This window comes from Eupransor demetentiae (genome assembly GCF_963930865.1).
GTDB lineage: Bacteria > Bacillota > Bacilli > Lactobacillales > Lactobacillaceae > Eupransor > Eupransor demetentiae.
The window spans coordinates 53086-79288 of the sequence record NZ_CAWVOH010000004.1 but is presented as its reverse complement, the minus strand read 5'-3'; the positions used below and the strand labels follow the sequence as shown (position 1 = coordinate 79288).

At 48.2% G+C, this 26203-nt stretch carries 29 protein-coding genes and 1 riboswitch; of the genes, 23 read left to right on the top strand and 6 right to left on the bottom strand.

Translation table 11 applies throughout. The features are described from left to right. Nucleotides 1–56: 56 nt before the first annotated feature. Nucleotides 57–686: a signal peptidase I gene (gene lepB / locus ABSY64_RS07265; protein WP_349642422.1), complete on the top strand. Its 630-nt coding sequence runs from the start codon at nucleotides 57–59 to the stop codon at nucleotides 684–686. A gap of 27 nt (nucleotides 687–713) precedes the next feature. On the opposite strand, the gene ABSY64_RS07260 is transcribed toward lepB, so the two are convergent. Beyond that, entirely contained in the window at nucleotides 714–1220 is a 507-nt protein-coding gene (locus tag ABSY64_RS07260; RefSeq protein WP_349642421.1) for a hypothetical protein, read from the bottom strand. Between the two features lie 245 nt (nucleotides 1221–1465). Between ABSY64_RS07260 and ABSY64_RS07255 the strand changes: the two genes are divergently transcribed. The 3 genes from ABSY64_RS07255 (at nucleotide 1466) to ABSY64_RS07245 (ending at nucleotide 4539) form a co-directional block, all read left to right on the top strand. After that, on the top strand, nucleotides 1466–3073 hold the full coding sequence (locus ABSY64_RS07255; RefSeq protein WP_349642420.1) for a hypothetical protein: 1608 nt from the start codon (nucleotides 1466–1468) through the stop codon (nucleotides 3071–3073). 156 nt (nucleotides 3074–3229) lie between these two features. Beyond that, complete coding sequence (locus tag ABSY64_RS07250; RefSeq protein ID WP_349642419.1) at nucleotides 3230–3985, top strand: nicotinamide mononucleotide transporter; 756 nt, start codon at nucleotides 3230–3232, stop codon at nucleotides 3983–3985. Continuing rightward, complete coding sequence (locus tag ABSY64_RS07245; protein ID WP_349642418.1) at nucleotides 3982–4539, top strand: NUDIX hydrolase; 558 nt, start codon at nucleotides 3982–3984, stop codon at nucleotides 4537–4539. The genes ABSY64_RS07250 and ABSY64_RS07245 overlap by 4 nt, the downstream gene beginning before the upstream one ends. Before the next feature lie 38 nt (nucleotides 4540–4577). On the opposite strand, the gene ppcA is transcribed toward ABSY64_RS07245, so the two are convergent. From ppcA to ABSY64_RS07230, 3 genes are all read right to left on the bottom strand, one after another. After that, the gene (gene ppcA, locus ABSY64_RS07240; protein ID WP_349642417.1) at nucleotides 4578–6086 is read right to left on the bottom strand and encodes a phosphoenolpyruvate carboxylase; all 1509 of its coding nucleotides are present in this window, start codon (nucleotides 6084–6086) and stop codon (nucleotides 4578–4580) included. Between the two features lie 17 nt (nucleotides 6087–6103). After that, nucleotides 6104–7285: an aminotransferase class I/II-fold pyridoxal phosphate-dependent enzyme gene (locus ABSY64_RS07235; RefSeq protein WP_349642416.1), complete on the bottom strand. Its 1182-nt coding sequence runs from the start codon at nucleotides 7283–7285 to the stop codon at nucleotides 6104–6106. Between the two features lie 155 nt (nucleotides 7286–7440). Continuing rightward, nucleotides 7441–7959, bottom strand: coding sequence for a YbhB/YbcL family Raf kinase inhibitor-like protein (locus ABSY64_RS07230; RefSeq protein ID WP_349642415.1), 519 nt, complete (start codon nucleotides 7957–7959; stop codon nucleotides 7441–7443). Between the two features lie 86 nt (nucleotides 7960–8045). Here ABSY64_RS07230 and ABSY64_RS07225 point away from each other — a divergent pair, with 86 nt between their 5' ends. The 12 genes from ABSY64_RS07225 (at nucleotide 8046) to ABSY64_RS07170 (ending at nucleotide 17437) form a co-directional block, all read left to right on the top strand. Continuing rightward, nucleotides 8046–8543 carry a DUF1440 domain-containing protein gene (locus tag ABSY64_RS07225; RefSeq protein ID WP_349642414.1) on the top strand — a complete coding sequence of 166 codons (498 nt, stop codon included), beginning with the start codon at nucleotides 8046–8048 and terminating at the stop codon, nucleotides 8541–8543. Between the two features lie 77 nt (nucleotides 8544–8620). Beyond that, on the top strand, nucleotides 8621–9394 hold the full coding sequence (locus ABSY64_RS07220) for an acetoin reductase (protein WP_349642413.1): 774 nt from the start codon (nucleotides 8621–8623) through the stop codon (nucleotides 9392–9394). Between the two features lie 82 nt (nucleotides 9395–9476). Further along, nucleotides 9477–10250, top strand: coding sequence for a (S)-acetoin forming diacetyl reductase (locus ABSY64_RS07215; protein WP_349642412.1), 774 nt, complete (start codon nucleotides 9477–9479; stop codon nucleotides 10248–10250). Nucleotides 10251–10324: 74 nt separating this feature from the next. Beyond that, the gene (locus ABSY64_RS07210) at nucleotides 10325–10942 is read left to right on the top strand and encodes a Pr6Pr family membrane protein (protein ID WP_349642411.1); all 618 of its coding nucleotides are present in this window, start codon (nucleotides 10325–10327) and stop codon (nucleotides 10940–10942) included. Between the two features lie 29 nt (nucleotides 10943–10971). Next, a complete protein-coding gene (locus ABSY64_RS07205) occupies nucleotides 10972–11655 on the top strand; it encodes an HD domain-containing protein (RefSeq protein ID WP_349642410.1) in 684 nt (227 codons plus the stop codon). A gap of 33 nt (nucleotides 11656–11688) precedes the next feature. Beyond that, nucleotides 11689–11776: riboswitch (TPP riboswitch) on the top strand. A 114-nt stretch (nucleotides 11777–11890) separates the two neighbouring features. Continuing rightward, a complete protein-coding gene (locus ABSY64_RS07200) occupies nucleotides 11891–12547 on the top strand; it encodes a thiaminase II/PqqC family protein (RefSeq protein ID WP_349642409.1) in 657 nt (218 codons plus the stop codon). Nucleotide 12548: 1 nt separating this feature from the next. Then, on the top strand, nucleotides 12549–13367 hold the full coding sequence (gene thiD / locus ABSY64_RS07195) for a bifunctional hydroxymethylpyrimidine kinase/phosphomethylpyrimidine kinase (protein WP_349642408.1): 819 nt from the start codon (nucleotides 12549–12551) through the stop codon (nucleotides 13365–13367). Further along, nucleotides 13357–14013 carry a thiamine phosphate synthase gene (gene thiE, locus ABSY64_RS07190; protein WP_349642407.1) on the top strand — a complete coding sequence of 219 codons (657 nt, stop codon included), beginning with the start codon at nucleotides 13357–13359 and terminating at the stop codon, nucleotides 14011–14013. Before thiD ends, thiE begins: the two co-directional genes overlap by 11 nt. Beyond that, complete coding sequence (thiM, locus tag ABSY64_RS07185; RefSeq protein ID WP_349642406.1) at nucleotides 14003–14803, top strand: hydroxyethylthiazole kinase; 801 nt, start codon at nucleotides 14003–14005, stop codon at nucleotides 14801–14803. Before thiE ends, thiM begins: the two co-directional genes overlap by 11 nt. A gap of 8 nt (nucleotides 14804–14811) precedes the next feature. Then, a complete protein-coding gene (locus ABSY64_RS07180) occupies nucleotides 14812–15372 on the top strand; it encodes an ECF transporter S component (RefSeq protein ID WP_349642405.1) in 561 nt (186 codons plus the stop codon). 2 nt (nucleotides 15373–15374) lie between these two features. Beyond that, complete coding sequence (locus ABSY64_RS07175) at nucleotides 15375–16772, top strand: ABC transporter ATP-binding protein (RefSeq protein ID WP_349642404.1); 1398 nt, start codon at nucleotides 15375–15377, stop codon at nucleotides 16770–16772. Further along, nucleotides 16772–17437 carry an energy-coupling factor transporter transmembrane component T family protein gene (locus ABSY64_RS07170; RefSeq protein WP_349642403.1) on the top strand — a complete coding sequence of 222 codons (666 nt, stop codon included), beginning with the start codon at nucleotides 16772–16774 and terminating at the stop codon, nucleotides 17435–17437. The genes ABSY64_RS07175 and ABSY64_RS07170 overlap by 1 nt, the downstream gene beginning before the upstream one ends. Nucleotides 17438–17466: 29 nt before the next feature. On the opposite strand, the gene ABSY64_RS07165 is transcribed toward ABSY64_RS07170, so the two are convergent. Together ABSY64_RS07165 and zwf are read right to left on the bottom strand one after the other, a co-directional pair. Then, on the bottom strand, nucleotides 17467–18003 hold the full coding sequence (locus ABSY64_RS07165; RefSeq protein WP_349642402.1) for a hypothetical protein: 537 nt from the start codon (nucleotides 18001–18003) through the stop codon (nucleotides 17467–17469). Between the two features lie 55 nt (nucleotides 18004–18058). After that, complete coding sequence (gene zwf, locus ABSY64_RS07160) at nucleotides 18059–19522, bottom strand: glucose-6-phosphate dehydrogenase (protein WP_349642401.1); 1464 nt, start codon at nucleotides 19520–19522, stop codon at nucleotides 18059–18061. Nucleotides 19523–19660: 138 nt separating this feature from the next. Between zwf and ABSY64_RS07155 the strand changes: the two genes are divergently transcribed. From ABSY64_RS07155 to rplI, 7 genes are all read left to right on the top strand, one after another. Then, nucleotides 19661–20866 (top strand): MDR family MFS transporter, encoded by a 1206-nt coding sequence (locus tag ABSY64_RS07155; RefSeq protein ID WP_349642400.1) that lies wholly within the window; start codon nucleotides 19661–19663, stop codon nucleotides 20864–20866. Continuing rightward, nucleotides 20866–22224: a Na+/H+ antiporter NhaC family protein gene (locus ABSY64_RS07150; RefSeq protein WP_349642399.1), complete on the top strand. Its 1359-nt coding sequence runs from the start codon at nucleotides 20866–20868 to the stop codon at nucleotides 22222–22224. The genes ABSY64_RS07155 and ABSY64_RS07150 overlap by 1 nt, the downstream gene beginning before the upstream one ends. A gap of 199 nt (nucleotides 22225–22423) precedes the next feature. Beyond that, nucleotides 22424–22720, top strand: coding sequence for a 30S ribosomal protein S6 (gene rpsF / locus ABSY64_RS07145; RefSeq protein ID WP_349642398.1), 297 nt, complete (start codon nucleotides 22424–22426; stop codon nucleotides 22718–22720). A 31-nt stretch (nucleotides 22721–22751) separates the two neighbouring features. After that, the gene (ssb, locus tag ABSY64_RS07140) at nucleotides 22752–23303 is read left to right on the top strand and encodes a single-stranded DNA-binding protein (protein WP_349642397.1); all 552 of its coding nucleotides are present in this window, start codon (nucleotides 22752–22754) and stop codon (nucleotides 23301–23303) included. Nucleotides 23304–23330: 27 nt separating this feature from the next. Beyond that, nucleotides 23331–23594 (top strand): 30S ribosomal protein S18, encoded by a 264-nt coding sequence (rpsR, locus tag ABSY64_RS07135; RefSeq protein ID WP_349642396.1) that lies wholly within the window; start codon nucleotides 23331–23333, stop codon nucleotides 23592–23594. A gap of 109 nt (nucleotides 23595–23703) precedes the next feature. Then, complete coding sequence (locus ABSY64_RS07130; RefSeq protein ID WP_349642395.1) at nucleotides 23704–25737, top strand: DHH family phosphoesterase; 2034 nt, start codon at nucleotides 23704–23706, stop codon at nucleotides 25735–25737. A 12-nt stretch (nucleotides 25738–25749) separates the two neighbouring features. After that, a complete protein-coding gene (rplI, locus tag ABSY64_RS07125; protein ID WP_349642394.1) occupies nucleotides 25750–26202 on the top strand; it encodes a 50S ribosomal protein L9 in 453 nt (150 codons plus the stop codon). Nucleotide 26203: the final 1 nt, after the last annotated feature.

Here is a 26203-nt window from a genome sequence, read left to right as displayed (position 1 = left end):
TCTTTTTAAACAAAAGCCGGTATAATATAAGCATACTGACAAAGGATAGCTGAACGATGAGTTTTATAAGGAACATAATTTTTAACTGGCTACTGCCAATCATCTTTGGCTGTTTGCTCTATTGGGTCATTACGACCTTTTTCTTCTCCGTTGCCCAAATTCAAGGGACCTCGATGGAACCGAACTTGCTGAACATGCAGCGAGTCGGAATTTGGAAGGCCAGTAGCATAAAGCGCGGGGATGTCGTCGTTTTTGATGCACGTGACGAAGATCCGCGGATTCAAAAGGGTGAAACGGATTATGTAAAACGCGTTATTGGGGTACCCGGCGACACGGTTGCCTACCAGGATGGCGTCCTCTACGTTAACGGTAAGGTTGTTAATCAAGATTACATCAGCCAATCCGAACAAGGTTCCGGCACAGCCAGCCGTTTTGGCTCATCCTGGGACTTAGGAACTTTGTCTTCAACCGGTCTATGGCAAACGAAGGATCAAAACCAGACGGTTGTACCCGCCGGTGAGTACTTTGTTCTAGGCGATCACCGTTCCGTTTCTAATGATAGTCGATGGTACGGTTTTATCGACCGAGACCACATTATCGGCAAGGTCATCGTACCTTTCTGGTATAACAAGTCCATTCAAAAGAACATTGATGATCAGCGGGGAAGTTTCTTTGCAAGCAACTAAAAAAACAGGTCGTAATGACCTGCTTTTTTAATCGTTATCTTGCTTTTTCTTGCGACCTAATTGCCACCAGTGGCTTTTTTGCTGGTCTTCCATTTCAATACGTTGAACACGGCTGGTAACCTTGTCCAATTGTTGCAAAGTAGCCAACTGAAGGTGTTGCTGCTGGTCGACAGAAGTTTGTGTCTTTTCCAAGTTCTCTTCGGCCTTGGTCAAGGTGTTCTTCAAGGTGTCGATGTGAGCCTTGCGGTCGTTTAGTTGCTCATCCTTATAGCCTAATTCGCTTTCGAGCATCTTAATCTTCATGCGCAAAATTTCAACTTCAGCTTCAGATTCAGTGTTGAGCTGCTTGAGGGCAGAATCCTTGTCGGGCTTAAGAGCGGCCAAGTCCTCTTCGCTGTAAGTACCATTGAGGTCAATTCCGCGCAACTTGGCTCGGTGGTGGAGGGTTTCGCGGTCAACCCCAAGAAATAGACTTAATTCAGTTATGGATGAAAAACTATAATAGTCCTTCATATTTTCTCGTTTGATTTTCACAGTGCTTTTCCTCCATCAGAAATCAACTTAATTATAGGCGATAATAGCGCCAAATCGGGCTTTTCTAGCCTTAAATTAGCTAATCTTTATACGTTCTTAAATATTTTTGACAAATTATAGTTTTTTGCACGATATCAGCTAAATCAGGCTGAAAGTCACCCTCAAGTGATAGAATTATGCTAAAATTATACTAGCTTAAGAATTTCTTAAACATTTTACAAATACTTAATTTCTGGGAGGTTCCGATGAAATCACAATTGCCAAAGAATGATCAAAGACTAACTGTTTTCACCGGATTAGGAGCCTTAGCCAGTGCGCCTGGTTTGATGAACAGTCACGCCAACGCGAACCAAATTGAGGGGAACCACACTATGTCCACTTTATCGAGTCAATCTGACCAAGTTAATCCAAATAACGACAGCAACAGTACGCTTGATCTTGCTAAGAGCGAAGCCTACAGCCGCTTTAACTCTTCTTCATTAGCCTTAGGTAATCTTAGCCAAAGTTCAAGCAGTGCGCCAGAGTCAAACTCTGAATCAACTTCAGCTTTCGCCCAACCGGAGGCACAAAACTGGGATTCAGAAGTGAACTCAACTAGCCAAGCAATTAGCGAAAATGCATCCAACATTGCCAGCGAAAGTCGCGTTGTTTCGGAAGCCGCTTCAACAGTGGAAAGTGGATCGGTTAAGAACAGCACTTTGAATTCGATTGCTGCCTCACTGTCTACTGAACAAAGCCAGTCAACGCTGGAAAGTGTAGAAGCATCGACGCAATCTTCTCAGAGTGAAGTGCTTTCAGAAGCTGGCAGTCGCTCAGTTTCACAGGCAGAATCAACTTCAATTGAAAACTCGATGGCAGGTTCAATCTCTGATTCGCAGTCAATGATTACCAGTGCCGAAAGCTCTACTGCTGACTCAGAAAGAGCTTCAGTGAGTGCTTCAAATTCAAAGCGCGAATCCGAAAGCCAAGCAAGTATCAACTCGACCTTGTCTAGTCTGGAAGGTTCGACTTCAATCTTCGCTTCTGATGTTGCCAGCCTGTCAAATTCTGTTTCTGAATGGTCATCAACGATTGAAGAAACGATGAATCCAGATGTTTTGGATTCTAAGAGTGAGTCCGAAGCTAATTCGACTTCCACTTCGATTGCTGCCAGCCAGAGTCAGTCGACGATGGAATGGCGTTCTTCAACGTCTTCTTCAATGGCTACCAGCCAAAGCCTTTCAGAGAGCGAGTATGCTTCTGAAGACCAGGTCGATGACAGTATTACCGGCAACATTGACAGCCTGGTGCACAGTTTGAACTTCCGTTCTTCGGATCCTACAATTGTTAGCCAAAGTCAGGAATCTTCTACTAGCGAAGCACCAGTTTCATTTGCACAAGCGCAAGAAACACAGGAACAGAGTCAGGCTCAGCCACTTTTCGATGAACCAGTCCGACCAGAACAATTAGAGCCAGTTCAAGCTTATCCATATACGATTGAAAATCAGCAGGATTCAACCACTGGTACAACGATCTCAGCTGACAGCACGGTGGAAAGTCTTCAGGCTTCACAGTCACATTCGATGTCTGAATACATTGCCACTCTACAAGGCCGCGCGGGACAGAGCATCAAGCGAACAAGTTTCATGAGTTCGATGATTAACCCTAACCTTTTGGGTAAGCAAGAAGAACCCGCTTCTGCACCCCAGCAGCCAGCACCTACACGAGTTTCTAACAATCACGAAACGGCTCCGGAAAGATTTGCAGATAGCCAACATGATGATAAGGCTGAGTCAAAGGGTAGCTTAGCTTCCTGGTTGAGCACGACCGCGTCAGGTTTCTTCCGTCATCATCATAAAGAACAAGATGATTAAGCGAAGCGCATAAATCAAGTTATTAAAGGACAGTCCCCCATTGGGGCCTGTCCTTTTTCCTTTATAATTTTTCAATCCAGCCGCATGAGTTTGTTAAAATGGAGTTGATAAAAAAGGGAGAGAATTGCGACCTCACTAGGCCGCGAGAGAGTATAAATGAAAAAGTTGAATAAGATTGCAAACTCATGGTGGTTTGATTTGGTCGGGGTCGTGGTGATTGTCCTGTCGATTGCTGCGGCAAGCTATGTTGGCAGCAATGGGCATGACATTTACAACCGCTTTATCACGCCTTTGTCGGCCTCCTGGCTCTTTAAGGGTGTCTCTGGCAGCATCATTACCAAATGGCCGTTGATTGGTATCTTTGCGCTGCTTTCGGCAGTCGCTTCGGTTATGTCAACGCGTTTAGTGGCCAAGAAAAACAACTTGGGTAACACAATCGGCTGGATTAACATCTTCTTTTCCGGGGTGCTGGACTTCCTGTTTGGTAACGTCGGGGCCATGTTTACCTACCCATTATCCTGGGTGCTAAACTACATTCCCAGCCGGACCTGGAAGAAGTACGATAAGGACGAAGTCACGCTGGTATCCGTTCAAAAGATGATCATCTTTCTGATCACGAGTACCGCTCTATCATTTGGATTGAATGCGCTGGCCTATGTTTGGCTAGGGCAGGGCTTAAATGCTATTTTCTGGTTCACCAGCATTAGCTTGGCTTTCAGCTTCGTAGCCGACATGTTGAACGTCTTTAAGTCATCACAGCAGTGGATTTTCTGGGCCCTTTACAACATTTCACAGCTAGTTAAGTCACTGTTCCAGTTCAATTTTGCCAACGTGGGAAAGTACATTTTCTACATCATTAACTCTGTTATTGTTGGGATTACTTGGTTTGCAAAGAAGGAGGAGTCAAAATGAGCGATAAAGTAGCAGTTAAGAAGCTCCGTCAGTTGATGAAGGGCGCGGTTTTTACGGTTGATGAAGAGGAAATCACCCTGCCTGGTGAAAAGCCCTTCCTGCGCCAGGTCGTCAATACTACGGATTCCGTCACGATTGCCGTGGTCAAGGAAATCGATGGCGTCAAAAACGTCCTCGTTGAAAAAGAATATCGTGCGCCGATTAAGAGCTACTCCTGGGGGCTTCCCGCCGGTCGAATTGACGAAGGCGAAGAGCCTAAAGTCGCCGCTAAACGAGAAACGCAAGAAGAAACCGGCTACAAAATTGACCAAGAGGGCTTTGTTGAAGTTGAAAATGCCAATCTTTCCAACGGCATTATCAGTGAAAAATCCTATATTTTCACGGTTTCACTGGATGACAATGAGGTTGAAAAAGTCGGCACCCACTTTGATGGGGATGAATATATCGGCGACTATCAATTCGTGCCGGTGACGAAAGCCTTGGAAATGGTTGATGGTGCGGCTTCTAAGATTGCGCTTCTATATCTGCTCTACCAAGCAGCCAGCCAAAATTAAGACAAACAAAAAAGGAACTCCTGCGAGTTCCTTTTTTATTAACCTAAGAAGCGGCGCAACTTAGCCATGCGTTCAATCAGCAAAGCACGGGTTTCTGTGTCGCCGATGCGGTTGAGGTCCGCGGCCAATTCAGCGTGGCGTTCCTCGTCGGCGTTACTTGGGCCGGCCTGCAAGTTGAAGAGTTCTTCCAAAGCCTTCACATCGTCTTGTACAGCCTTCCAGGCAGGGTTAGCAGCCAGCAAAACTTCCATAGCTGCTGGACTGTAGAACTTCAAAACCTGAGCGAAGTCCGCACGAATGTTTGGATAATGCTTTTCCAGAGTCTTAAATTGATCGGGCGTCAGCTTCTTCAAGACGCGGCCAGTTCCGATAACTTCGGGCGGTACACCCATTGAATAAAGCGCACCAGTAAAGGTAATGGCACGGGGCAAATCAAAGCCATCAACGTCACGCGAGTAACCAATCAAGCCGATGTGCTGGCGACGGTCACGGCGCTTAGGAAAGGCCTTGAAGACCGGCTGCATATCCACAATCAATGGATCCAAAGTGTCATGGTACTCTGCAGCAGTTTGCTGAGCGATATCGTAAAGCACGTCTTGATCTTCCGAACTAATGGGTTTGAAGTCATTCTTTTGCAAACCAGCCTTGAGCTTCTTGATGGCGGGCTTAACAACTTCTTCCAATGGGAAGTCGTAACGGAAGGCAGACTGAATCGTCGCCGTCTTCAAACCAGGGAATTCTTCCAAATAACGGTCCACCGTGTAAGGAGAAAGGCCACCACGGAAAATCGTGCTACCGGTTCCAGCAATTGGATAAACTGGCAAACCACTTTCGGCAGAGAATTCGGCCAACTTAGTCAGGGCTAATTTGTTTCCAATGATACTGTTAATAAAGCCGTTGGAAAGGGCAGAATCAGAACCAGCCAAGAAAACACGGACGTAAGGCAATTCGCGCTTGAAGTGCTTTTGATACAACTCGACAAAGTTTTTCAAGACTTCGGGCGCGTTCAACTGGGCCTCAAAGCTTTCAAACAAAGGAATCATCTGCAAGCTATCGATGTTCTTGTAACCTTGACTGAATTCGTCATCCTTGAAGTGAGCCAACTTGGCAAACTTTTCTTCCATTTCGAAAAGTTGGTCGGCTGACTGACACATCGGCAAGATGGCTTCAAACAAAGGACGCTGTTCAAAACCAAGGTCGTGGGCGAAGTCTTCGGCCACTAACATGGTCGTCATCGCCTGCATCAAGCTGTAACCCTTTTCTTCCCAGATATTGGGCAAACGGAAGGTCAAGAACTTATCGCGGCCAAGCGGATTTTCCTTGAAGTAGTCGTAATGACGGGTGTAAAGACGGTCGATGACGGATGAGTCGGCGTGCTTACCTTCCCAATCCCACATGTATTCATCGGCTCCTAAAGTTGAAAAGTTTTCGAAGGCTTCGTCAACTTCGCGGCCCGCCGGAATAAAAGGCTCACGGTGCTTGAAAAAAGGCTTAAAGGCGTTGTCGGGATGCTGCGTTCCCATCACGTTTGGTATCTTGCGTTCCATTTGATCCTCCTGTTTACTTAGGCTTGCTTGAGATAGGCGCTAAGGCGTTCAACCGCTTCTTTCAGATTAGCATCTGAAGCGGCATATGAGAAGCGGATGTAACCTTCCCCTCCCGGTCCAAAGGCTGAACCCGGAATGACACCGACCTTGGCTTTTTCGGCAATGGCCAAAGCAGCTTTGGTATCGTCCGTGCCCAACTTATCAGGCAATTTAGCAAACATGTAGAAGGCCCCTTGAGGCAGGATAATGTCAAAGCCAAGATCCGTCAGGGACTTGTACAAAAAGTCACGGCGTTTTTGATAGATGGCGCGCATTGGAATAGGGTCTTCCTGACCATCTTCCAGAGCAGCTTGTGCGGCGGCTTGGTCGATATCAGAAGGGCAAGTTACCATGAAGGCATGGTTCTTGCGAATTTTGTTCATGATTTCGGCGGGACCGGCCACGTAACCGATTCGCCAGCCCGTCATGGCGTGTGACTTTGACAAACCATTGATGTAGAGGCTTTGCTGCGGTAAGAGCTTGGCAATCGAGAAGTGGGGTTCATCACTATAGTTCAACTCGGCATAAATTTCATCCGTCAAAACAAAGACAGGATAATCCTTGAGGACGTCGGCAATTTTTTTCAATGCCGCTTCATCGTATTCGATCCCGGTTGGGTTACCGGGGTAGTTCAATAGGACGGCCTTGACGCGGTCGTTTTCTTCCAGCGCTTGACGCAACTGTTCAGGTTCCAAAACAAAACCGTTAGCAGATGTGTCCAAGTTGATCACTTCGCCACCCAAAGAAGTTACGATGGGTTCGTACAAAGCAAAGGTTGGTGTGGGCAAAATCACCTGGTCACCGGGGTTCAAAAGTGTTGCAAAACTAGCATAGAGCGCTTCAGTGGCACCGATGGTGACGATAATTTCGTCTTCAGGCTTGTAATCCAAACCTTGTGACTTGGCCAAGTAGTTGGCAATGGCCTTACGCAAAGCCAGCGTTCCTGGCTGAGCGGAGTAGTGGGTATCATTATTTTTAATCGCCTGGATGGCGGCTTCCTTGATGTGTTCTGGCGTATTAAGATCCGGCTCACCAATGGTTAACTTGATGATGCCGTCGATTTCCGAAATCTTTTGGTCAAAAGCTCGGATTCCGGACGGCTGAACGAGGTCGAGACGGTGGTTATATGACTTTTGCAAGCCAGGCAACAAATCAGGCATAAATATTTCCCCTTTTCTGGATAGGACTGGGCTAAATTACATTAAATATACATATTTTTCTCATTTTTAGCAATGGTAATTTAATAATGGAGTCTAGAGCAAGACGAAATCCGAACATTTCATGACAAAAAAGACCGCCAGAGGCAGTCTTCCACTTAGACGCGGGCCGGAATTTCTAGACTAGTGCTGGCGAGAACCTTGTCGCTATCTAGAATCTGGTGGCGTAATTCATTCAAATAAAAACCTTCCTTCAAGTCTAAAGCGTCGGACAGAGCATAGACTCGCAAGGTATAGTCGTGGTCGCTGTTCGGCGGCTTGGGACCGATGTAGTGTTCCCGCAAACGGGGATCGGCTTCCGGTAGCAACTTGGAAACCAAACTGTTTTTGCCGTGTAAATAGTTACTTTGGGCTTGGGAAAAGTCGGCAGGAATGGCAACTTGATCAGCACTCACTGGCACATTGGCCACTGCCCAGTGAATCCAGGCAAAACCGGCAACGGGGATGGAATCGTAATCGACAAAATCCCAGGCTAAGTACTTGGTCCCAGCTGGCAAATCGCTAACTTCAAAAGGGAAGGAAACGGCAGCGTGGCCGTCAATCACGGCTTCGGCCGGGGCGTACTTGGCATATTGGTCGGGCAAATAACCCGCATCGAGCTTAACAGAAACTTGCATGTAAACCTCCATTCATTGCCTGCATTATAGCACTTGTAAATTATGTTATGATAGAGACGTAAGTTCAAAGATAGAGGAAAAGATTTATGTTGGCGAATATCATTTTCAATAGTATATGGGTCGGCTTCGTAGCTGGCATGATTTCCGGAATGGTTAAGATTGGTTGGGAAGCCATTTTTCCACCTCGTAACCAGGAACGAAACGCTACAAATCCTCCTCAAAAGCTGCTCGAGCAACTAGGGGTGCCCGCTTCTGTGACCCACGCAACTATTACGGTTTCAGATGACCAGAAGTTACCCTACGTTGCCTTAATCATGCACTTTGGTTTTTCCGTCGCCTTCTCGATGCTCTTTGTTTTCTTGGCCAACTACTACGCCGACGTGACTTATGGTCAGGGTGTGGTTTATGGTTTGGTAATCTGGGTGGCCTTCCACTGGATTATCTTGCCGGCCTGCAAAACAATTCCAGCAGCCTGGAAGCAACCTTGGTATGAGAATTTATCAGAATTCCTTGGACATGCCATTTGGGGTTGGACGATTTACATTGTTGCTATTGGTCTACCTGTTTCAGGTGTTTACTTCTAAATTTAAAACAGTCCCGCGGGGCTGTTTTTTATTTGCCTAAAGTGCTAGGGTGGAAGTGAAGAGTCTGGAGGTACAATATGAAGAAAGTAGCAATCGTAACCGGTGGTAGCCAAGGAATTGGTAAGGCTATTGCTGAACGCTTGGCCGATGATGGCTTTAAGGTGGCAGTTGTCGCCCGTACCAGTGAAAAGAGCCAGGCGGTCGTTGATGAAATTAACAAAAAACACGCCAAATCGGCCATTGCCATTGAGGCGGATGTTTCCAACCGCGACGACGTTAAGATGGCGGTTAAACAGACCATCTTAATCTTTGGTGATTTGTCCGTTATGGTCAATAATGCCGGGGTTTCACCAATTACGCCGATTATGGAAGTTGATGAAGAAACCCTTGATCGGACGCAGCGCATTAACGTGAACGGCGTCGTTTGGGGCATTCAAGCCGCTGCTAAGGCCTTTGAAGAATTGGGTCACGGTGGCAAAATCATTAACGCTTCATCACAGGCCGGCATCGTGGGTAATCCCAACATGACCGTCTATGGCGCAACTAAATTTGCCGTACGAGGAATCACGCAAACCACTGCTAAGGAATTGGCCGACAAGAACATCACGGTCAACGCTTATGCACCGGGCACGGTGAAGACGCCGATGATGGAGAGCCAAGTTCAGGAACAGTCGATTAAGACCGGCAAGTTCCCTAAGGAAATCGAAAAGACGATGGCAGAGCCCGTTGCTTTGGGCCGCCTCGCTGAACCTGCCGATATTGCAGCAGGTGTGGCCTTCTTGGCCGGACCGGATTCCGACTACATGACCGGTCAAACCCTGGTTTTGGATGGCGGCATGGTTTTCCACTAAAAGTTAAAAAGACGGCCTCGTGAGGGCTGTTTTTTTGTCGACGAAAGTGGTAATGTGAAACATATAACATTTGGAGGCAATTATGACAAAAGTAGCAGTTGTAACTGGTGGAAACCAAGGAATTGGCCAAGCCATTGTTGAACGTTTGGCGGATGACGGCTTTAAGGTCGCCATCGTTGCGCGTAACACGGAAAAGAGCCGTGGCGTCGTGGATGCCATTAACAAGAAGCATCCCGATGCTGCAACGGCCTTGCATGCTGATGTTTCCCAGCGTGATGAAGTCTTTGCTGCCGTTCAAGAAGCTGTTCGTCTTTTCGGTGATTTGACTGTTTTGATTAACAATGCTGGAGTTGCACCAACTACGCCGATTTTGGAAGTTGATGAAGACACTTTGGAATTTACCCAAAAGGTTAACGTGAACGGTACGGTTTGGGGTATCCAAGCGGCTGTGAAGGCCTTCGAAGAATTGGGTCACGGCGGTAAGATTATCAACGCCACTTCACAAGCTGGTATTGAAGGAAACCCTAACTTGACGGTTTACGGTTCAACGAAGTTTGCTATCCGTGGTATCACGCAGACGACTGCCAAGGAATTGGCTGAAAAGAACATCACGGTTAACGCCTACGCACCTGGTATCGTCAAGACACCGATGATGTTTGATATTGCCCACGAAGTTGGCCAAAAGGCTGGCAAGGATGACGAATGGGGCATGAAGCAGTTCGCCAAGGACATTGCCATGCAACGTTTGGCTGATCCAGAAGAAATTGCTGCCGGCGTGGCCTTCTTGGCTGTTCCTGACTCCGATTACATGACGGGGCAAACCTTAGTCCTTGATGGCGGTATGGTTTTCCATTAAAATTTAAGTAACGTACAAATCCACCTGCGCGTGCGGGTGGATTTTTTGTTTGAAGGAGTAAAAGGTTGGTCAATATGACGAAGAAAAGAAAAGTCATGCAAGTATACCGTCTAGTGCTGGTTTTGGTCGGTATTTTTGGCGTGACATTGGGAAGTTGGGGCGATCCGCGCAACTTCCTTTACTACACGACGCTCTCGAATGTGCTCTGCATTCTCTACTTTATTTATGCTTTGACGAAGAAGGGCGAACCGCTAAATGAAAACATTAAGGGGGCTGTGACCCTTGCCATTACGGTTACCATGCTGATTTTCTGGCTGATTTTGGCACCGCACAGTTTTAATGCCCACACCCTAAAGCAGTGGTCGAGCACGCTGTCCGTGCACTTGATTGTGCCCTTGATGGTCAACTTTGACTGGCTTTTGTTTGATCCAAAGGGTCGGATTTCAAAGCGAGCCCCTTTGACCTGGCTCTTTATTCCTTGGACTTACTTTGTTTTCGCGCAGTTGGTGGCGACAACGGGGGTCATTTATCCGGATACTAAGCGTCATTTTCCATACTTTTTCATCGACCATAGTTTGATTGGTTGGCCGAAAGTCGGCATGTACGTCGTGCTCCTGAGCCTGTTCTTTATGGCTTTTGGCTACGGTTATTATGCGCTGGATAAGATGCTGGCTAAAAAAGCAGTTCGCTAAGAGCTGCTTTTTTCATAAGGAGGTTATTTATGCCAAATTTAGGCAAGATTGACGCTTTTGCTCGGGAAACTTTGGCGAGCGACACGACCGGGCATGATTACCGCCACGTTAAGCGAGTAGCGGATTGGGCGGCTCGTTTTTATCAGAATGATCTGGGTGAAATGCCAGCGGATAAAGCGGCGATTTTGCTTGCTGCCAGTTTGCTTCACGACACCATCGATGACAAGGTGGTTGCTGACGTGCCGGGGCAGATTCAGCGGGTGGAAAAGCTGTTGGGTCAAGCCGACTTTTCCCCAGAAGCAGTGGCTGAAATCATGGATATCATCACGCATTTGTCCTACTCGGCCAATCTAAAAGAGCACTATCAACTCAGCGCAATCGGCCAATACGTCCAGGATGCCGACCGCATTGAAGCACTTGGTGCCATCGGGATTGCCCGGGCCTTTGCCTATGGCGGTGCTAAGGGCCGCGCCTTGGCCGACCCAGATATTTTGCCGATGACTGATGTAAGGGATAAGCAAGCCTACCGTAAAAATAACGGACCCACTGTTAACCATTTTTACGAAAAATTATTCAAGTTACCGGCCCTCTTTAACACACCGGCGGGGCGACAGGAAGCCGATAAGCGTGCGCTTTACATGAAGAATTTCTTGCGGACCTTTAACGAGGAAACAGGCCTTTTGACTGACCCGGCCTTTGATTTAGATTTGTAATTATTTTTTTAGCTGTGCTATACTGAAGCCACAATTTAAAAGTTGGGGTGCCTTGAGCTGAGATTATACCCATTAACCTGATGCCGTTAGTACGGCCGGAGGGAACTTTATACAATCGACTTTTTAGACTGCCTTTTTGGCGGGCTTATCAACGAAGTCCTCAGCTCGAGCTGAGGGCTTTTTTATTGTCTAAAAACGGATGTGGCCCCAACGTCCGCCAAACGAGGAGAGCAACATGGAAGCAAGCGCCACCCAATCTTTTTCAGAACAGTGCCGTAAGATTATGGACCAGCACCTACAGGAATTTCTCGATAATCGCTTTATTAAGGCGCTGGAGTCGGGAAAAGTTGATTCACAAGCACTGCTAACTTATGTCCAACAGGATCATCGTTACTTGGACCGCTACTTGCCTTTGTACGAAAAGTTGTACATGGCGGTAACCGGTGAAAAAGTGGCTACTGAGCCGGACCAAGACGTCAAAGAGTATGAAGCCCACCAAATCTTGTTGGACCATGCCCACACGAATGAAGATGATTTGGTTTCTAGCGATTATGCCAATTCAGCCGTAACCAATGCCTACCTGGAACACATGGAAAAGGCTACGCAGGAAGATGATTTTGTCGGTTTGCTATCGATTTTTTCCTGTCCCTTTGACTACACCTACTTAGCCAACCACATGATTCGCGAAGGTTTGATCAAGGAAGATAATCCCTTCTTCCCTTGGTTTAACTACTACAGCGACTTCAACCACGGCTTTACTAAGGATGTGACGAGTTTGGTTGACCAGGCCGCCAAAAAGGCGAGTCCGGAACAAAAAGCTAAGGGCTTAGCCGCTTTTGAAAAGTCAACCGAGTATGAAGTGGCCTTCTTTGCCCAAGCCTTGGAGGATTAAAATGCGTGATCCTAAGCAATATCCAACCGCGCTGACCATTGCCGGTTCTGATTCCGGCGGGGGTGCGGGGATGCAGGCGGACACCAAAACGATGCAGGCCTGCCAAACCTATTCAACGAATGTCATTGTCGGTTTAACCGCCCAAAACACGCTCGGTGTTCAGGGTGCCCATCCTGTGGAGCCCGACGTAATTGATGCCCAGTTTGCGTCGATTATGGCTGACTTTGACGTTCGGGCTGCCAAAACCGGGGCGCTCTTCGATGCTATCCGGGTGCAAACCGTTGCCCGGGCCGTTAAAAAATACGAGCTCAGTAACTTGATTGTCGATCCAGTCATGGTGGCAAAGGGCGGTGCTAGTCTTTTGGATGACGCCGGAGTTGCCGCAATGAAGGAGGACTTGTTGCCGCTGGCCCTCTTGGTCACGCCCAACCTGCCCGAAGCTGAATTGCTGGCCGGAATGGCCATCAAGACGGAAGCCGACATGGTGACTGCTGGAAATAAAATTCAGCAGCTCGGCGTGCCAAACGTGATTGTGAAGGGTGGCCACGGGGATGGGCCCCAGGTTAAGGATTACGTTTTGCTAGCTGATCAGGAATTCTGGTTGACGGGCGAACGCATTCACACCTCAAGTAAGCACGGCACCGGGGACACGCTTTCCGCTGCCATTACGGCCTATCTGGCCCAGGGCGAGACGCTCGAAGCAGCCATTAAGGAAGGGCACAGCTACATGAACACCATCATTGCCCATCCACTTAACATCGGCCACGGGCACGGACCGCTCAACCAAGGCAACTGGGAGGTACAGCGCAATGAAATTTGATTCCGCTTCACTGCAGGTTTATCTCGTCATTGGGAGCCAAAATGTCGGCGGCAAACCCGAAGAAGTCTTGCGCATTGCCCGAGAAGCCTGTGCGGCTGGCATTACGGCCCTCCAGTACCGTGAAAAGGATGGTTCAAAACTCAACCAGCAGGAAAAGCTGAATTTGGGTAAAGAACTACGGACGATTACGGCCAAATACCAAGTGCCACTCTACGTCGACGATGATTTGGAGCTTGCGCTGGCGATTGACGCGGACGGTATTCACGTGGGGCAGGCCGACACCAAGGTGCCACAAATTAAGGCGGCCGCACCGCAGCTCATGCTCGGTTTGTCCGTGCATAATCTAGACGAGTTGACCAAGAGCCGTTCGGTTTTGGGCCAGGTCGATTACCTGGGAGTGGGACCGGTTTTTGCAACGAACTCGAAGGCTCAGGCCAAAGAGCCGATTGGGCCAGCCGGTTTACAGGAAGTATGCAGCCAGTCGCCCTTGCCCGTCGTCGCCATCGGGGGCATCAAATGCCATAATGCCGATCAAGTAGCCGGCAAGGGAGCCGCTGGGATTGCGGTTATTTCGGCCATCACGGCCAGCAACAACATCGCCGAAATAGTGAAAGAGTTAAAGGAAAAGCAAACCGATGAAAAATGATTTATTAAAGCGTGTGCGGCAAGCACAACCAATTGTTTTTAACATTGCTAACCGGGTTACGCCGCAGGTGGTCGCCAATGCCATCGCCTACATCGGCGCCTCACCCATCATGGGCGAGGACATCGAGGAAGTGCCGGACCTAGTAAAAATCGCTCAGGCGGTCACGCTCAATCTCGGCTCGACCAGTCAACGGGTGCAAAGCGTGATGCTGGCTGCTGGAAAAGCTGCTAACGCCGAGGGCAAGCCGGTTATCTTTGACCCCGTTGCTGCTGGAGCGACACCCTTACGTCGCCGTCGGGCACAAGAATTGGTGGCCCAAGTTGACGTCACCATCGTCCGGGGAAACCTAGGCGAAATCGCAACGTTAGCCGGTTTTGACTGGCAGGCACACGGCATCGATGCTGGTTCTGGCCAAGCAGACCCAGCTCTCATCGTGAAAAAGGCTGCCCAGCAACTCAAGACCATCGTGGTGGCAACCGGACCAAGTGATTTGATTTCAGATGGGCAGGCCATTTACCGGGTTGATAATTCAGCACCGGAATTGGCCACCAATGTCGGCATGGGGGATGCGCTCGATGGCCTCCTGGGTGCCTTTGCTAGCCAAAGCAAGCAAGTCGAAGAAATCGCCTATGCTGCCGCAAGTCTGCCGGTTGCCGGGGAACTAGCACTGGCTGATGGCATTGCCGGACCCGCTGATTTCTTAAACAAAACTTTTGATCATCTGGCCAATCTAACCGATGCAGAACTCAGCGCAAAAATTAAACTAAGTAAAGTCGAAAACGAAGGATAAATTGAATCATGAAAGCAAAATGGACACTACAAAATGTAATTCTCTTGGCGCTCATCGCCATTATTTTCTCAGTGGTTTACTGGATCATGGATCCCGTTTACCAACTTGTTTCAGCAGCTTTGACGCCCGTTGGTTTGCAGGTTTTCACCACAGAATTGACGCTGGGTGTTTGGATGATGGCTGGTCCTTTGGCCGCTTACTTGCTCAAGAAGCCCGGTGCTGGTTTCATCGGAGAAATGCTGGGGGCTGCCGGTGAAATGTTCCTGGGCGGAGTATACGGTGTCGGAACCTTACTATCAGGTTTCGTCCAGGGTATCGCCTCTGAACTTGGTTTCACTTTGGTCGGCTACAAGAACTGGACGGCCGGACTTTGGCTATCAACTTTGACGGGAACCATCGTGACTTTCGCCTGGTCAATCATCAAGGACGGCTACTTGCACTACAACTTCGGTCTTTTGATTGCCCTCTTCGTCGTTCGCTACTTGTCGATTTTCTTCTTCGGCGGTGTCTTGGTGAAGGGAATTACCACGCTTTTGGACCGTTCTAAATTGCTCGCCAAGAAGGACTAATTATGGCCCTAATTGCTGAAAATTTGGACCTCGGTTACCAAAAGCAAACCGTGCTCGCCGACGTCAGTTTAGAACTCAAGGGCGGCGATATGACGCTTTTAATGGGGCCGTCCGGTTCGGGTAAATCAACTTTATTGAAGGCTTTAGCTGGCTTGTATCCTCAGTACGGCGGTCAAGTTGCTGGTCAAATCAATCTTGATGGTACGGACCTAAAGGATCTACCAGCCAATGTCCGCGCCAAGGAAGTTGGTTTGCTTTTCCAAAATCCGGACAGCCAGTTCGCCATGCCAACGGTGAGGCAGGAATTTATTTTCGCACTGGAAAATTTGGCCCTGCCACACGACGAAATTGACCGGCGAATTGCCTGGTCCTTGACTCGAGTAGGTCTTGCGGACTTCGTCGACCGGCCCTTTGTCACTTTATCCGGGGGTGAATTACAAAAGGTCGCGCTAGCTGAAGTTTTGGCCCTTGGTGCTAAATACTTACTGTTGGACGAGCCCTTTGCGGCCGTGGACTTGCAATCCCGCCGAGAACTGCAGGGAATGCTCCATCAATTAAGCCAAGAGGGTTACGGTATTTTGGTGGCCGACCATGATTCCGCTGGTTACCTGGATAAAATCACGGATTTCTACCAAGTTCAGGGTGAGCAGCTTGCACGCCTTGCACGCCCTGACTGGCAGAAATTCGAGCATCGAGACCAATATGTCAGCATTGAGCCCGCTCCGCTCACTGCTCCAACTTACAGCTTGGAAGATGTCAACCTAAAAAACGGTGAACGCGAAGTTTTGCATCAAGATGAACTGGCCATTTATGACCAGCAAATCACTTTGATTACTGGCCCCAACGGTGTCGGCAAGTCGACCTTGCTGAAAACCTTGGCGGACCTCCACAATTATCAAGGAACCCTTATTTACGAGAATAAAGCACTTTCAAAGTGGAAAAAACGCGCCTATTACCGCCAAGTTGGGTTGATCTTCCAATCCGCCACTGAACAGTTTCTGGATATTACCGTCGAAGAAGAGTTAGCCCAAGTCGCCAGCAAGAGTCCGCACGCCGATTATTGGCAAGCTGACCGCCGGCAAGATTGGTTGGAAAAACTCGGGCTGACGGGGATGGACGACCGCTCCGTTTACACCTTGTCCGGGGGACAGCAAAAGAAGTTACAGCTGATTTTGATGTTAATTATGGCCCCCAAGGTTTTGCTGATGGACGAACCCTTGGCTGGCTTGGATGAAGCCTCAATTGACCAGGTTTTGACCTTGATTCAAGTGGTTCAAAGAGAGCTGCGCTTGACCGTTGTAGTGGTTTCACACCAGGTTCGCGACTTGGTTAGAATCATCGACCAGCACCTGTCCTACCAGGATGGCTCTTTGACCTATCAAAAGGAGGTGGCTATCTGATGAATGCGACACAGCGCTTAATTTTAGCGATTATCATTTCCTTGGAAATTGCTCTAACGCAGTCGGTTACGCTAAACCTCTTTTTGCTAGCAAGTGCGCTATTAATTTTGCTCCTAAAACGCACCTCACTTAAAAAAATTGGCTTCTACTTTCTGATTGCCATCATTCCGGTTTTTGGAACTTTCTGGTCCTTCTACCTTTATGGGCAGGGCAGTCCCGCCGCTAATTTGCACTTCGGCTTTGTGATGGGCTCTCGTGTGCTGGCTTTCATCTTTGTTGGCGCTTGGCTAACCTTGGGCATGACGCCCTATTTGTTACTAACATCCCTTCAGCAAAATCTGAAGCTTTCGGCTACCTTTGCCTACGGTATCCTTGGGGCCTTGAACTTCATGCCCCGTTTCAAGCAAGCTTTCGGCTACATTCGTGCCGCTGGTTTGATGCGCGACGAAGCCCTGCATTTTTGGCAGCCCACGCTCTATTTCAAAGCACTGGTCCACGCCTTAAAATGGTCAGAGAGTTTGGCCATGGCAATGACCTCGCACGGTTTCCAAGAGGGCGCAGCGCGTTCCTACTATGAAAATCATGCCTGGCCAGGGGTCGGCTGGCTGATCATGCTTGCCATTATCATCGTGTTACAAGTTGTCTTGTGGCTTTCGGTGTATTAAAAAAGCAACCCGATTGGGTTGCTTTTTGCTTATCCAATTTTATATGTTCCATCTGAGTAAACATAGTAGAGGGCAATGGTGCCAGTGCCACCCTGGGCCATGATACTTTTGGAACGGACTTTGACGTCATAGCAATTGGGTTGGGACTCATCTGGCCATGCATCATAGAGGGTATCATCATTGACACCCATTACATGTTTGATAATGTCTAACGCATCAGCCGTATTGTGGACAGCGTGTCCTTTACCCCCAGCTTGGGTGTCATAATCAGCAGGTTTTGTTGGGTAACCGCCATTGTTGTTAGCAGTGTTCGTGGAACCATTTGTTGTGGCAGATTGACCCGCCGAACCAGCGGCCTGGTCATTATTAGAAGAAGCGTGGCTGCTTGAGCTACTTTGATTTTCCTTCTTCGCTGAGGAAGATTGCTTGCTTGAAGAAGACTTACTGATTGAACTTGAGCTGCTTTTCTCATCATTGGAATGATTACTATTGGAATGCCCGATGGCAATAAAGCAGCCAATAACGATAATCACCAATGCAGAAACAATAATGCTAACTTTTTTCATGTAGTCCTCTCCAAAATAAAAAGCCTGATTAATCATCAGGCTTTTTTATTTAATCTTACTTACCGTTAAATACCCAGTGGTCGCCGTTCTTGGCAAGCAATTCATCGGCAGCCTTAGGGCCCATTGAACCAGATGCGTAAGTTTCCAATGGAGCGGCATCATCGGCGTAAGCCTTTGAGATAGCGTCGGTAAACTTCCAAGCGGTCGCAACACCGTGCCAGTCAGCAAAGTTTGAACCGTTACCATCCATACAATCGTGAATCATGCGTTCGTAAGGGGCTGGCGTATTCTTAACTTCTTCGGCCGTTGGTGCCCAGTTCAAGTTAATCAAGTGCGTTGAGAAGTTATCGGAAACATCCTTGGCATTGATTGACCATTGAACACCGGCATCAGGTGAAACAACGATTGAAAGTACTGTTTCTTGAGGTTCCTGTTCGGCGTTCATTTGGAAAGTACCGGCCTTGAAGACGATGTCGATACGAGTGGTCTTCTTTGCCATACGCTTTCCAGAACGGATGTAGAAAGGAACACCTTCCCAACGAGGGGTGTTAAATTGCAATTCACCTGCAATGTAAGTGTTGTTCTTTGAGTCAGCAGGAACGTTTGGTTCTTGCGTGTATGGCTTGTAGTCTGGGTTTTCACCAGCGCCGTACTGACCACGAACGAAGTAGCGGGCAACTTCTTCGTTGTTGTAAATCTTCAAAGCGGAGAAGGCGGCGTTCTTAGCAGCACGGATGTTCTTGTCGTTAAATGACTTAGGTTCTTCCATGGCCAACCAACCAACGATTTGCATGGTGTGGTTTTGGATCATATCCAGCAAAGCACCGGCAGTTTCGTAGTAATCGGCACGTTCTTCAACACCCAAAGTTTCGGCCAAAGTAACTTGGACATTCTTGATGTAGTCCTTGTTCCAGGCAGCGGCGATGAAGGGGTTACCGAAGCGAATTGGCGCGATGTTCATAATCATTTCCTTACCCAAGAAGTGGTCGATACGGTAAAGTTGGTCGTCGTTAAAGGCGTCTTCCAATTCAGTTTGAAGCTTTTCGGCAGTGTCATATGACGTTCCAAATGGCTTTTCGATCATCAAGCGGTTGAAGCCTTCCTTGGCCAAAAGACCTTCGGACTTCAAGTAGTGCGCAATGGTACCAAAGAAACGAGGGGCGACGGACATGTAGAAAATCCGGTTGCCAGGAATTTGGAACTTCTTTTCAGCAGCGTCGATGGTGTCCTTCAAGCCGGCATAACCAGCAGCATCTGTAACATCACTTGCACAGTATGAGAAGTGGGCCAAAAAGTCTTCGGCTTGCTTTTGGTCAGTAACGCCATCCTTGATGGAAGTGCGCACCATGTCTTGGAATTCTTCGTTCGTCAAATCTTGACGGGAAGTTCCAACCACGGCAAAGTTTTCCTTCAAGTAACCTTTCTTATAAAGATTAAAGACAGATGGGTAAAGCATACGCTTTGCCAAATCACCTGTAGCACCGAAAAAAGTTACCAATGTCTTAATTTCTGCGACCATGATATTCCCCTTTGTTTTTTGTTCAACTTAACACTAATTATACCGAACTTGCCGCTAAAAATCAGTAGTAAGCGCTTAACTTTTGAATGCAAAAGAGGGCCACATGCTATACTTAATAGGTATCTATTCGGAGGATTTATGAAGCAAAAGAAGCGCAAAAACCGTTTAACAGAAAAATGGTTGCTCCTAGCAGTTTTACTATCAAATACCGGTAATTCCATGATTTGGCCAATTACCACGCTCTATATGACCAGCACGCTCCACCAGACTTTTACGACGGCGGGCTTGGTGTTGATGATTGGCGCAAGTATCAATATTTTAGGGGCCTTTGTCGGTGGTAAATTATTTGACCACTGGGATCCCCACCGCTCGCTGGTTATCGCCGGCATTATCGCCACTAGCATGGTCACGGCCTTGATTTTTTGGAATGGCTGGCCCGTTTTTGCCATCCTAATTTGGCTGGCGAACTTTGGGATGGGCGCCATTCAGACCTTGGTCAACGCCTATGCCACAACTTTGCCAGGTAAAAGCACCCGTGTTATTTTCAACAACATGTACATCGTGCTTAACATCGGGGTGGTTTTGGGGACCTTGGCCGTCGGTTATCTCTTCGACTATGGCTTTTGGATCTTAATGGCGATTGCCGCCGCACTGTATTTCTTCCTATTAGTATTGAGCTTTGCGATTTTCCGTTTGCCGGCTGACAACGAAGTAATTGAAGAGGTTTCGGCAAGCGATGAAACTGCACCCGCTGCCGACCAACCGGTTAAGAAGTTCCGGATTGATTCCCTCTTGGCCTGGATTGGCGCGCTGCTCTTTATCACTTACTTGTCCTATATGCTTTGGGAAACGATTATGGCGCCCCACATGAAGGCGCTCGGCTTGCCAACGCGTAACTACGCCGACCTCTGGATGATTAACGGGGTCACGATTATCATTTTCCAAAAGCCAATCTCAAACTGGGCTAACCGCAATTCTTATCGAATTTCGGTCATTCTGGGCGCCCTGATTTTCGCTACTTCTTTCCTATTAATGCCCTTCGTCAAAGAATTCTGGCAAATCGTCTTGGTTTTCGAACTCTTGACGGTTGGGGAAATGTTGGAAAGTCCGCAAGTGCCGGCCTGGGTTTCACAGATTACACCGCCAGCGGTTGCTGGTCAGGCGCAGGGTTTTGTTTCCATGATGATTTCATCTGGACGAGTTGTCGGGCCAATCTACGCCGGCGTCATGATGGATCACGGTTTGATGAATCAGCTCTTCCTCTCGGTCTTTTTCGGTATGCTTGTAATCATCGCCGGTCTCTACTGGATTACCGGGCGTAAAAGTGAAAAGGGTAAGCAATAATGAATGATAAAAAAGTAAATGATGGGGTAGCGATTAGCTTGCTACTCGCGGTGGTCGTGATTTTGGCCACTGGAATTATTGGCCTGGGCCTGGCACCAATTGCGCCGCTCTTGGTGGCCTTGACCCTGATTGTTTTGGTCATGCGTTTGGCTGGGGTTCCTTTCAAAACCAGTCAAGCGGCTTTAACTAAGGGAATCGAATCGGGCATCACGCCGCTCTTTCTCTTCCTATTAATTGGGTCCATGATTGCCCTTTGGGAAGGGACGGGCGTTATCCCTACGATGATTTGGGTTGGTTTTAAGCTGATTAATCCGGCTTGGTTCCTGCCAACGGCTTTGCTGACCTCAGCTGTGGTTGGAACCATGATTGGGTCAGCTTTTACGACTTTGTCGACGGTTGGCGTCGCCTTGATGGGGATTGGGACCATGATTGGCCTCAATCCGGCTTTGGTGGCGGGGATGATTTTGTCCGGTGCCATCTTCGGTGACAAGAGTTCGCCGCTCTCTGATTCGACCAACTTGGCTTCGGCCGTTTCTGGAACCGACCTTTTTGACCACTTGAAAAACTTGATGTGGACCACCATGCCAGCCATGTTGTTGACGCTAGTGATTGCCCTAGTGGTTGGCCTTCAGCACCCAGTCCATAGCGTCGCGGGTACACAAATCGACCATCTTTTGCCGCTCTTGCATCCGACTTGGTGGGCGATTGTGCCCATCGCCACCATGGTTTTGCTGGCCTTGAAAAAGGTACCGGCCATTCCATCTTTGATGATTAACATTGCTTTGTGTTCCGCGGCCTATTTAACTCAGCATTCTTTGCAAAGCTGGGCCAAGATAGTGGTGACTGGTTTTAAAACAACGAGCCATGATGCCACTTTAGCTGCGCTGCTCAACCGCGGGGGGATGACCGCCATGATGGATACCATCATGATGATTATGCTGGCCCTTTCCCTCGGTGGCCTCTTGTCTGAACTAGGCATCTTGCGCGCCGTGATGGCACCGATTATCAAGCACTTGCAGAGCCAGCGCTCCGTTGTGATTGCCGCGCTCCTAACTGGAATTTCCGCCAACTTCTTGGTTGGGGAGCAGTACTTGGCGACGATGTTGCCGGGTCAAGTTTTCAAGGAATCCTTTGACCGTGTCGGCTTGTCCCGCTTAGCACTAGGCCGGGCAATGGAAGATTCCGGTGCCGTCATGAACTACCTTGTTCCTTGGGGTGTCGCCGGGGCCTTTGCCGCCCAAACTCTGCACGTTTCGGTTTTGGCCTTCGCGCCCTTCACCTTCTTGGCACTCTTTTCACCCGTGATGTCGCTTTTGTCAGCTTTGACCGGGATTGGTTTGAAGCAGGCGAAGAATTAATTTTTAAAATCAGCTTCGGCTGATTTTTTATTTTCGGTGATAAAGTACCAACCAGCTCGTATCATTCATTACCGGTGGAAAATCCAGTAATCGCCTTGATAAAAGAGGGGTGCTTGTAGTATAGTTATTTGATGTGATTGCATATATTGCAAGCACTCCTTGCAGCAGAAGCTGCCAGAGACCAAAAGGAGGAAAAAACATGGCTACATCATACGAATTAACTTACATTGTTCGCCCTGATCTTGATGCGGATGCCAAGAAGACTTTGGTAGAACGTTTTGACAAGATTTTGGCCGACAACGGTGCAAACATTGCTAAGTCAGCTGACTGGGCAAACCGCCGTTTCGCATATGAAATTGCAGGTTACCGTGAAGGTACTTACCATGTTGTCGACTTTACTGCCGATGACAACAAGGCTGCCGCTGAATTCGATCGTTTGGCAAAGATCTCATCTGACATCTTGCGTCACATGATCGTTAAGCGCGATGCTGAATAATTTCTAATTCCACTGGGAAAGGACCTAAAAGATGATCAATCGAGTTGTTTTAATTGGGCGCTTAACCCGTGACGTGGAATTGCGCTACACTCAATCTGGTGTTGCGGTTGGAACATTCAGTTTGGCGGTTAACCGTCAGTTTACTAATAGCAATGGGGACCGCGAAGCGGACTTCATTAACTGTGTAATCTGGCGTAAGTCCGCTGAGAACTTTGCCAACTTTACTGGTAAGGGTGCCCTTGTGGCAGTGGAAGGTCGCTTGCAGACCCGTAACTATGAAAATAGTGCTGGTCAGCGAGTTTACGTGACCGAAGTCGTCGTTGATAACTTCTCACTTTTGGAATCCAAGAGTGAAAGCGAACGTCGTCGTGCCCAGAACGGTTCTTCTAATGGGGGAAACGATTTTGGTAACGGTGGTTTCAACAACCAATCGGCTGGTAACGTTGATCCTTTCGCATCAGCTAACCAAAATAATCAGAACAATAACAATCAGGCACAGTCGAATGGAAACGATTCAACGAACCCATTTGCCGCTGGTAATGGCGATTCGATCGACATTTCCGATGATGACTTGCCTTTCTAATAACTCTTTCAGAAAGGAGCTAATATCATGACTGAACAAAACTCACGTCCACAACGTCGTCGTCTTCAAGGTGGCCCACGTCGTCGCCGCAAGGTTGACTACATCGCTGCTAACCACATCGAATACGTTGACTACAAGGACACTGAATTGCTAGAACGTTTCATCTCAGAACGAGGCAAGATTTTGCCACGTCGCGTTACTGGTACTTCAGCTAAGAACCAACGTAAGGTTACGACTGCTATCAAGCGTGCTCGTATCATGGCTTTGTTGCCATTCGTTGCGGAAGACTAATCGCAATTTAATTAAAAGTCGAGACTTCGGTCTCGTCTTTTTTTATACAAAAGTGACGGCCGTCCTTGTGTTAAACTAAAGGTATTAGAGGCTCTTACGAGGGGAAATTATGAAAAGTTTATGGAACTTTGCCAACTTACCAAAGTTCATTAAAAATTCCAATTTTACTGCCGTTAACTGGCTGATTGTCGTTATCAGTGTTTTCTCAGTTATCTACGCTTTTATGGTCTACTGGTTGCTGGGTATTTTCTGGCTCCTAGCAGTCGTTTTTGCGCTGCGCTTTGCCATCCGTTCCATGAGTACGGTCAGCCAGGATACCGAAGAGTACCTGAATGATTTGACCTACCGCGTTTCCAAGACACAGCAAGAAGCATTGATTGATATGCCGATTGGAATCGTGATTTTGGACGATGACAACGAAGTCGACTGGATTAACCCTTACATTCAGACCTTCTTGGGTAGCGAAGATGTCCTGGGACACAAGCTCAGTGACATCGATAGTCAGTTGGCCCTGGCGGTTAAGAATTACGAGGAATCCGACACGAACCCAACGATTACTTGGTTGGGCCAGACTTTCTCAGTCTTCGTACAAAAAGGGATGAACGCCATCTACTTGATGGACGTAACTCAATCGGCTGAAATCCAAAAGCAGTATGAAGACCACCGACTGGTTGGCGGTTTGGTTTCCGTTGATAACTACGAAGAAGTGACCGATGGCCTCAGCGAATCGGAAACGTCGAAGTTGCGTACCTACGTGACGAGCGAATTGTCGGACTGGGCGATTGCCCACGGACTCTACCTTCGCCGTCTTAGCCCAGTTTCTTACATTCTTTTTGGTTACCAGACTGGTTTGCATGCTGCTGAAAAGGACAAGTTCGACGTGATTAAGCACATTCGTGAAGCCACGGCGCAGAAGAATTCGCCTTTAACCCTGTCGATGGGTATCGCCTATGGCGAAGAAGACATTAACCGCTTGATTCGTCTGGCCCAAACCAATTTGGATTTGGCACTGGGTCGTGGTGGTGACCAAGTGGTCGTTAAGGCCGAAGACGCTTCCGCCCGTTTCTATGGTGGTACTACTAACCCCATGGAAAAGCGGACCCGTGTCCGTGCCCGCGTAATCTCCCAGACGATTGCGGAGTTGATTGACCAGGCCGACAACGTCATGGTCGTTGGCCACATGATGCCTGACCTCGATGCCATTGGTTCGGCGCTGGGTATCTGGCGCTTTGCCCAGACCCGCAATAAGCCGGCCTATGTAGTTGTCGATGAAAGCAACACTTATAGCGATATTCAGTTGCTTTTAGCCGAGTTGCGCAAGACGACGCCGAAAGACCCAACGCCCGGTCGTGATATCGGAGTTTCCATCATTAACGAGTCCGACGCGATGGAAAAGAGTGATGAACGAACGTTGATGGTCCTTGTTGACCACGCCAAGGAATCTTTGGATGGCGCACCCGAGCTTTTGCATCAACTAAAGAACCGTTTGGTAGTTATCGATCACCACCGTTTGGCCGAAAAGGGCTTGGAAGCTAAGCCTTTGCTGTCCTACATCGAACCTTACGCCTCATCAACTTCTGAACTGGTCACGGAACTCTTGCAGTACCAAAACCAGACGGGCGCCCCCATCACCAAGTTGGAAGCTACCGCTATGTTGGGCGGTATTCAGGTCGACACCAAGAACTTTGTTTTGCGGACGGGTTCCCGTACTTTCGACGCCGCAAGTTACTTGCGTGCTAACGGTGCGGATGGTAACTTGATTCAGGCCTTTATGAAAGAAAAGTTTACGGACTTTAAGGCCCGGACGCACTTGATTAACTTGACTGAAATCGAGGACAACGTTGCCATTGTTACTGGTGAAGAAGACGAGATTTATGCTGGGGTTATCACAGCCCAAGCGGCTGACGAACTTTTGCAGATTTCGGGCGTGGATGCATCCTTTGTCATCACGAAACGTAAGGATGGTCGCGTCGGCATTTCGGCTCGGTCAACTGGTAATTTCAACGTTCAAACGATTATGGAAGCGCTGGGTGGCGGTGGTCACTTGTCCAACGCGGCAACGCAGATGGCCGACGTGACAACCGAAGAAGCACACGAAGAGCTAGTGAAAGCCATTGCTAAACAAAATGAAGCACAAGAATAAGGAGGCAGATTCATGAAAGTTGTATTTTTAGAAGACGTTAAGGGTCGCGGTAAGAAGGGCGAAATTAAGGAAGTTCCTGATGGCTACGCCAACAACTTCTTGATCAAGAACAAGAAGGCCGAACCCGCTACTGGAAAGAACTTGGGAGCCGTTAAGGGTCGCCAGCGCGCCGAAGAAAAAATTGCAGCCGAAGAATTGGCTGACGCAAAGAAGTTAAAAGACTTCTTTGAAGATGAAAAGACAGTTGTTGAATTAAAGGGTAAGACTGGTGCTGACGGCCGCCTCTTCGGTGCCGTTTCAAGCAAGCAAATCGTTGCTGCCCTTGAAAAGCAATACAAGATTAAGATGGACAAGCGTAAGATGCAGTTGGACCAGCCCATCCACTCCCTCGGATTTGTGGATGTGCCGGTTAAGTTGCACCGCGATGTAACGGCAAACCTACGGGTACACGTCAGCGAGGAATAAG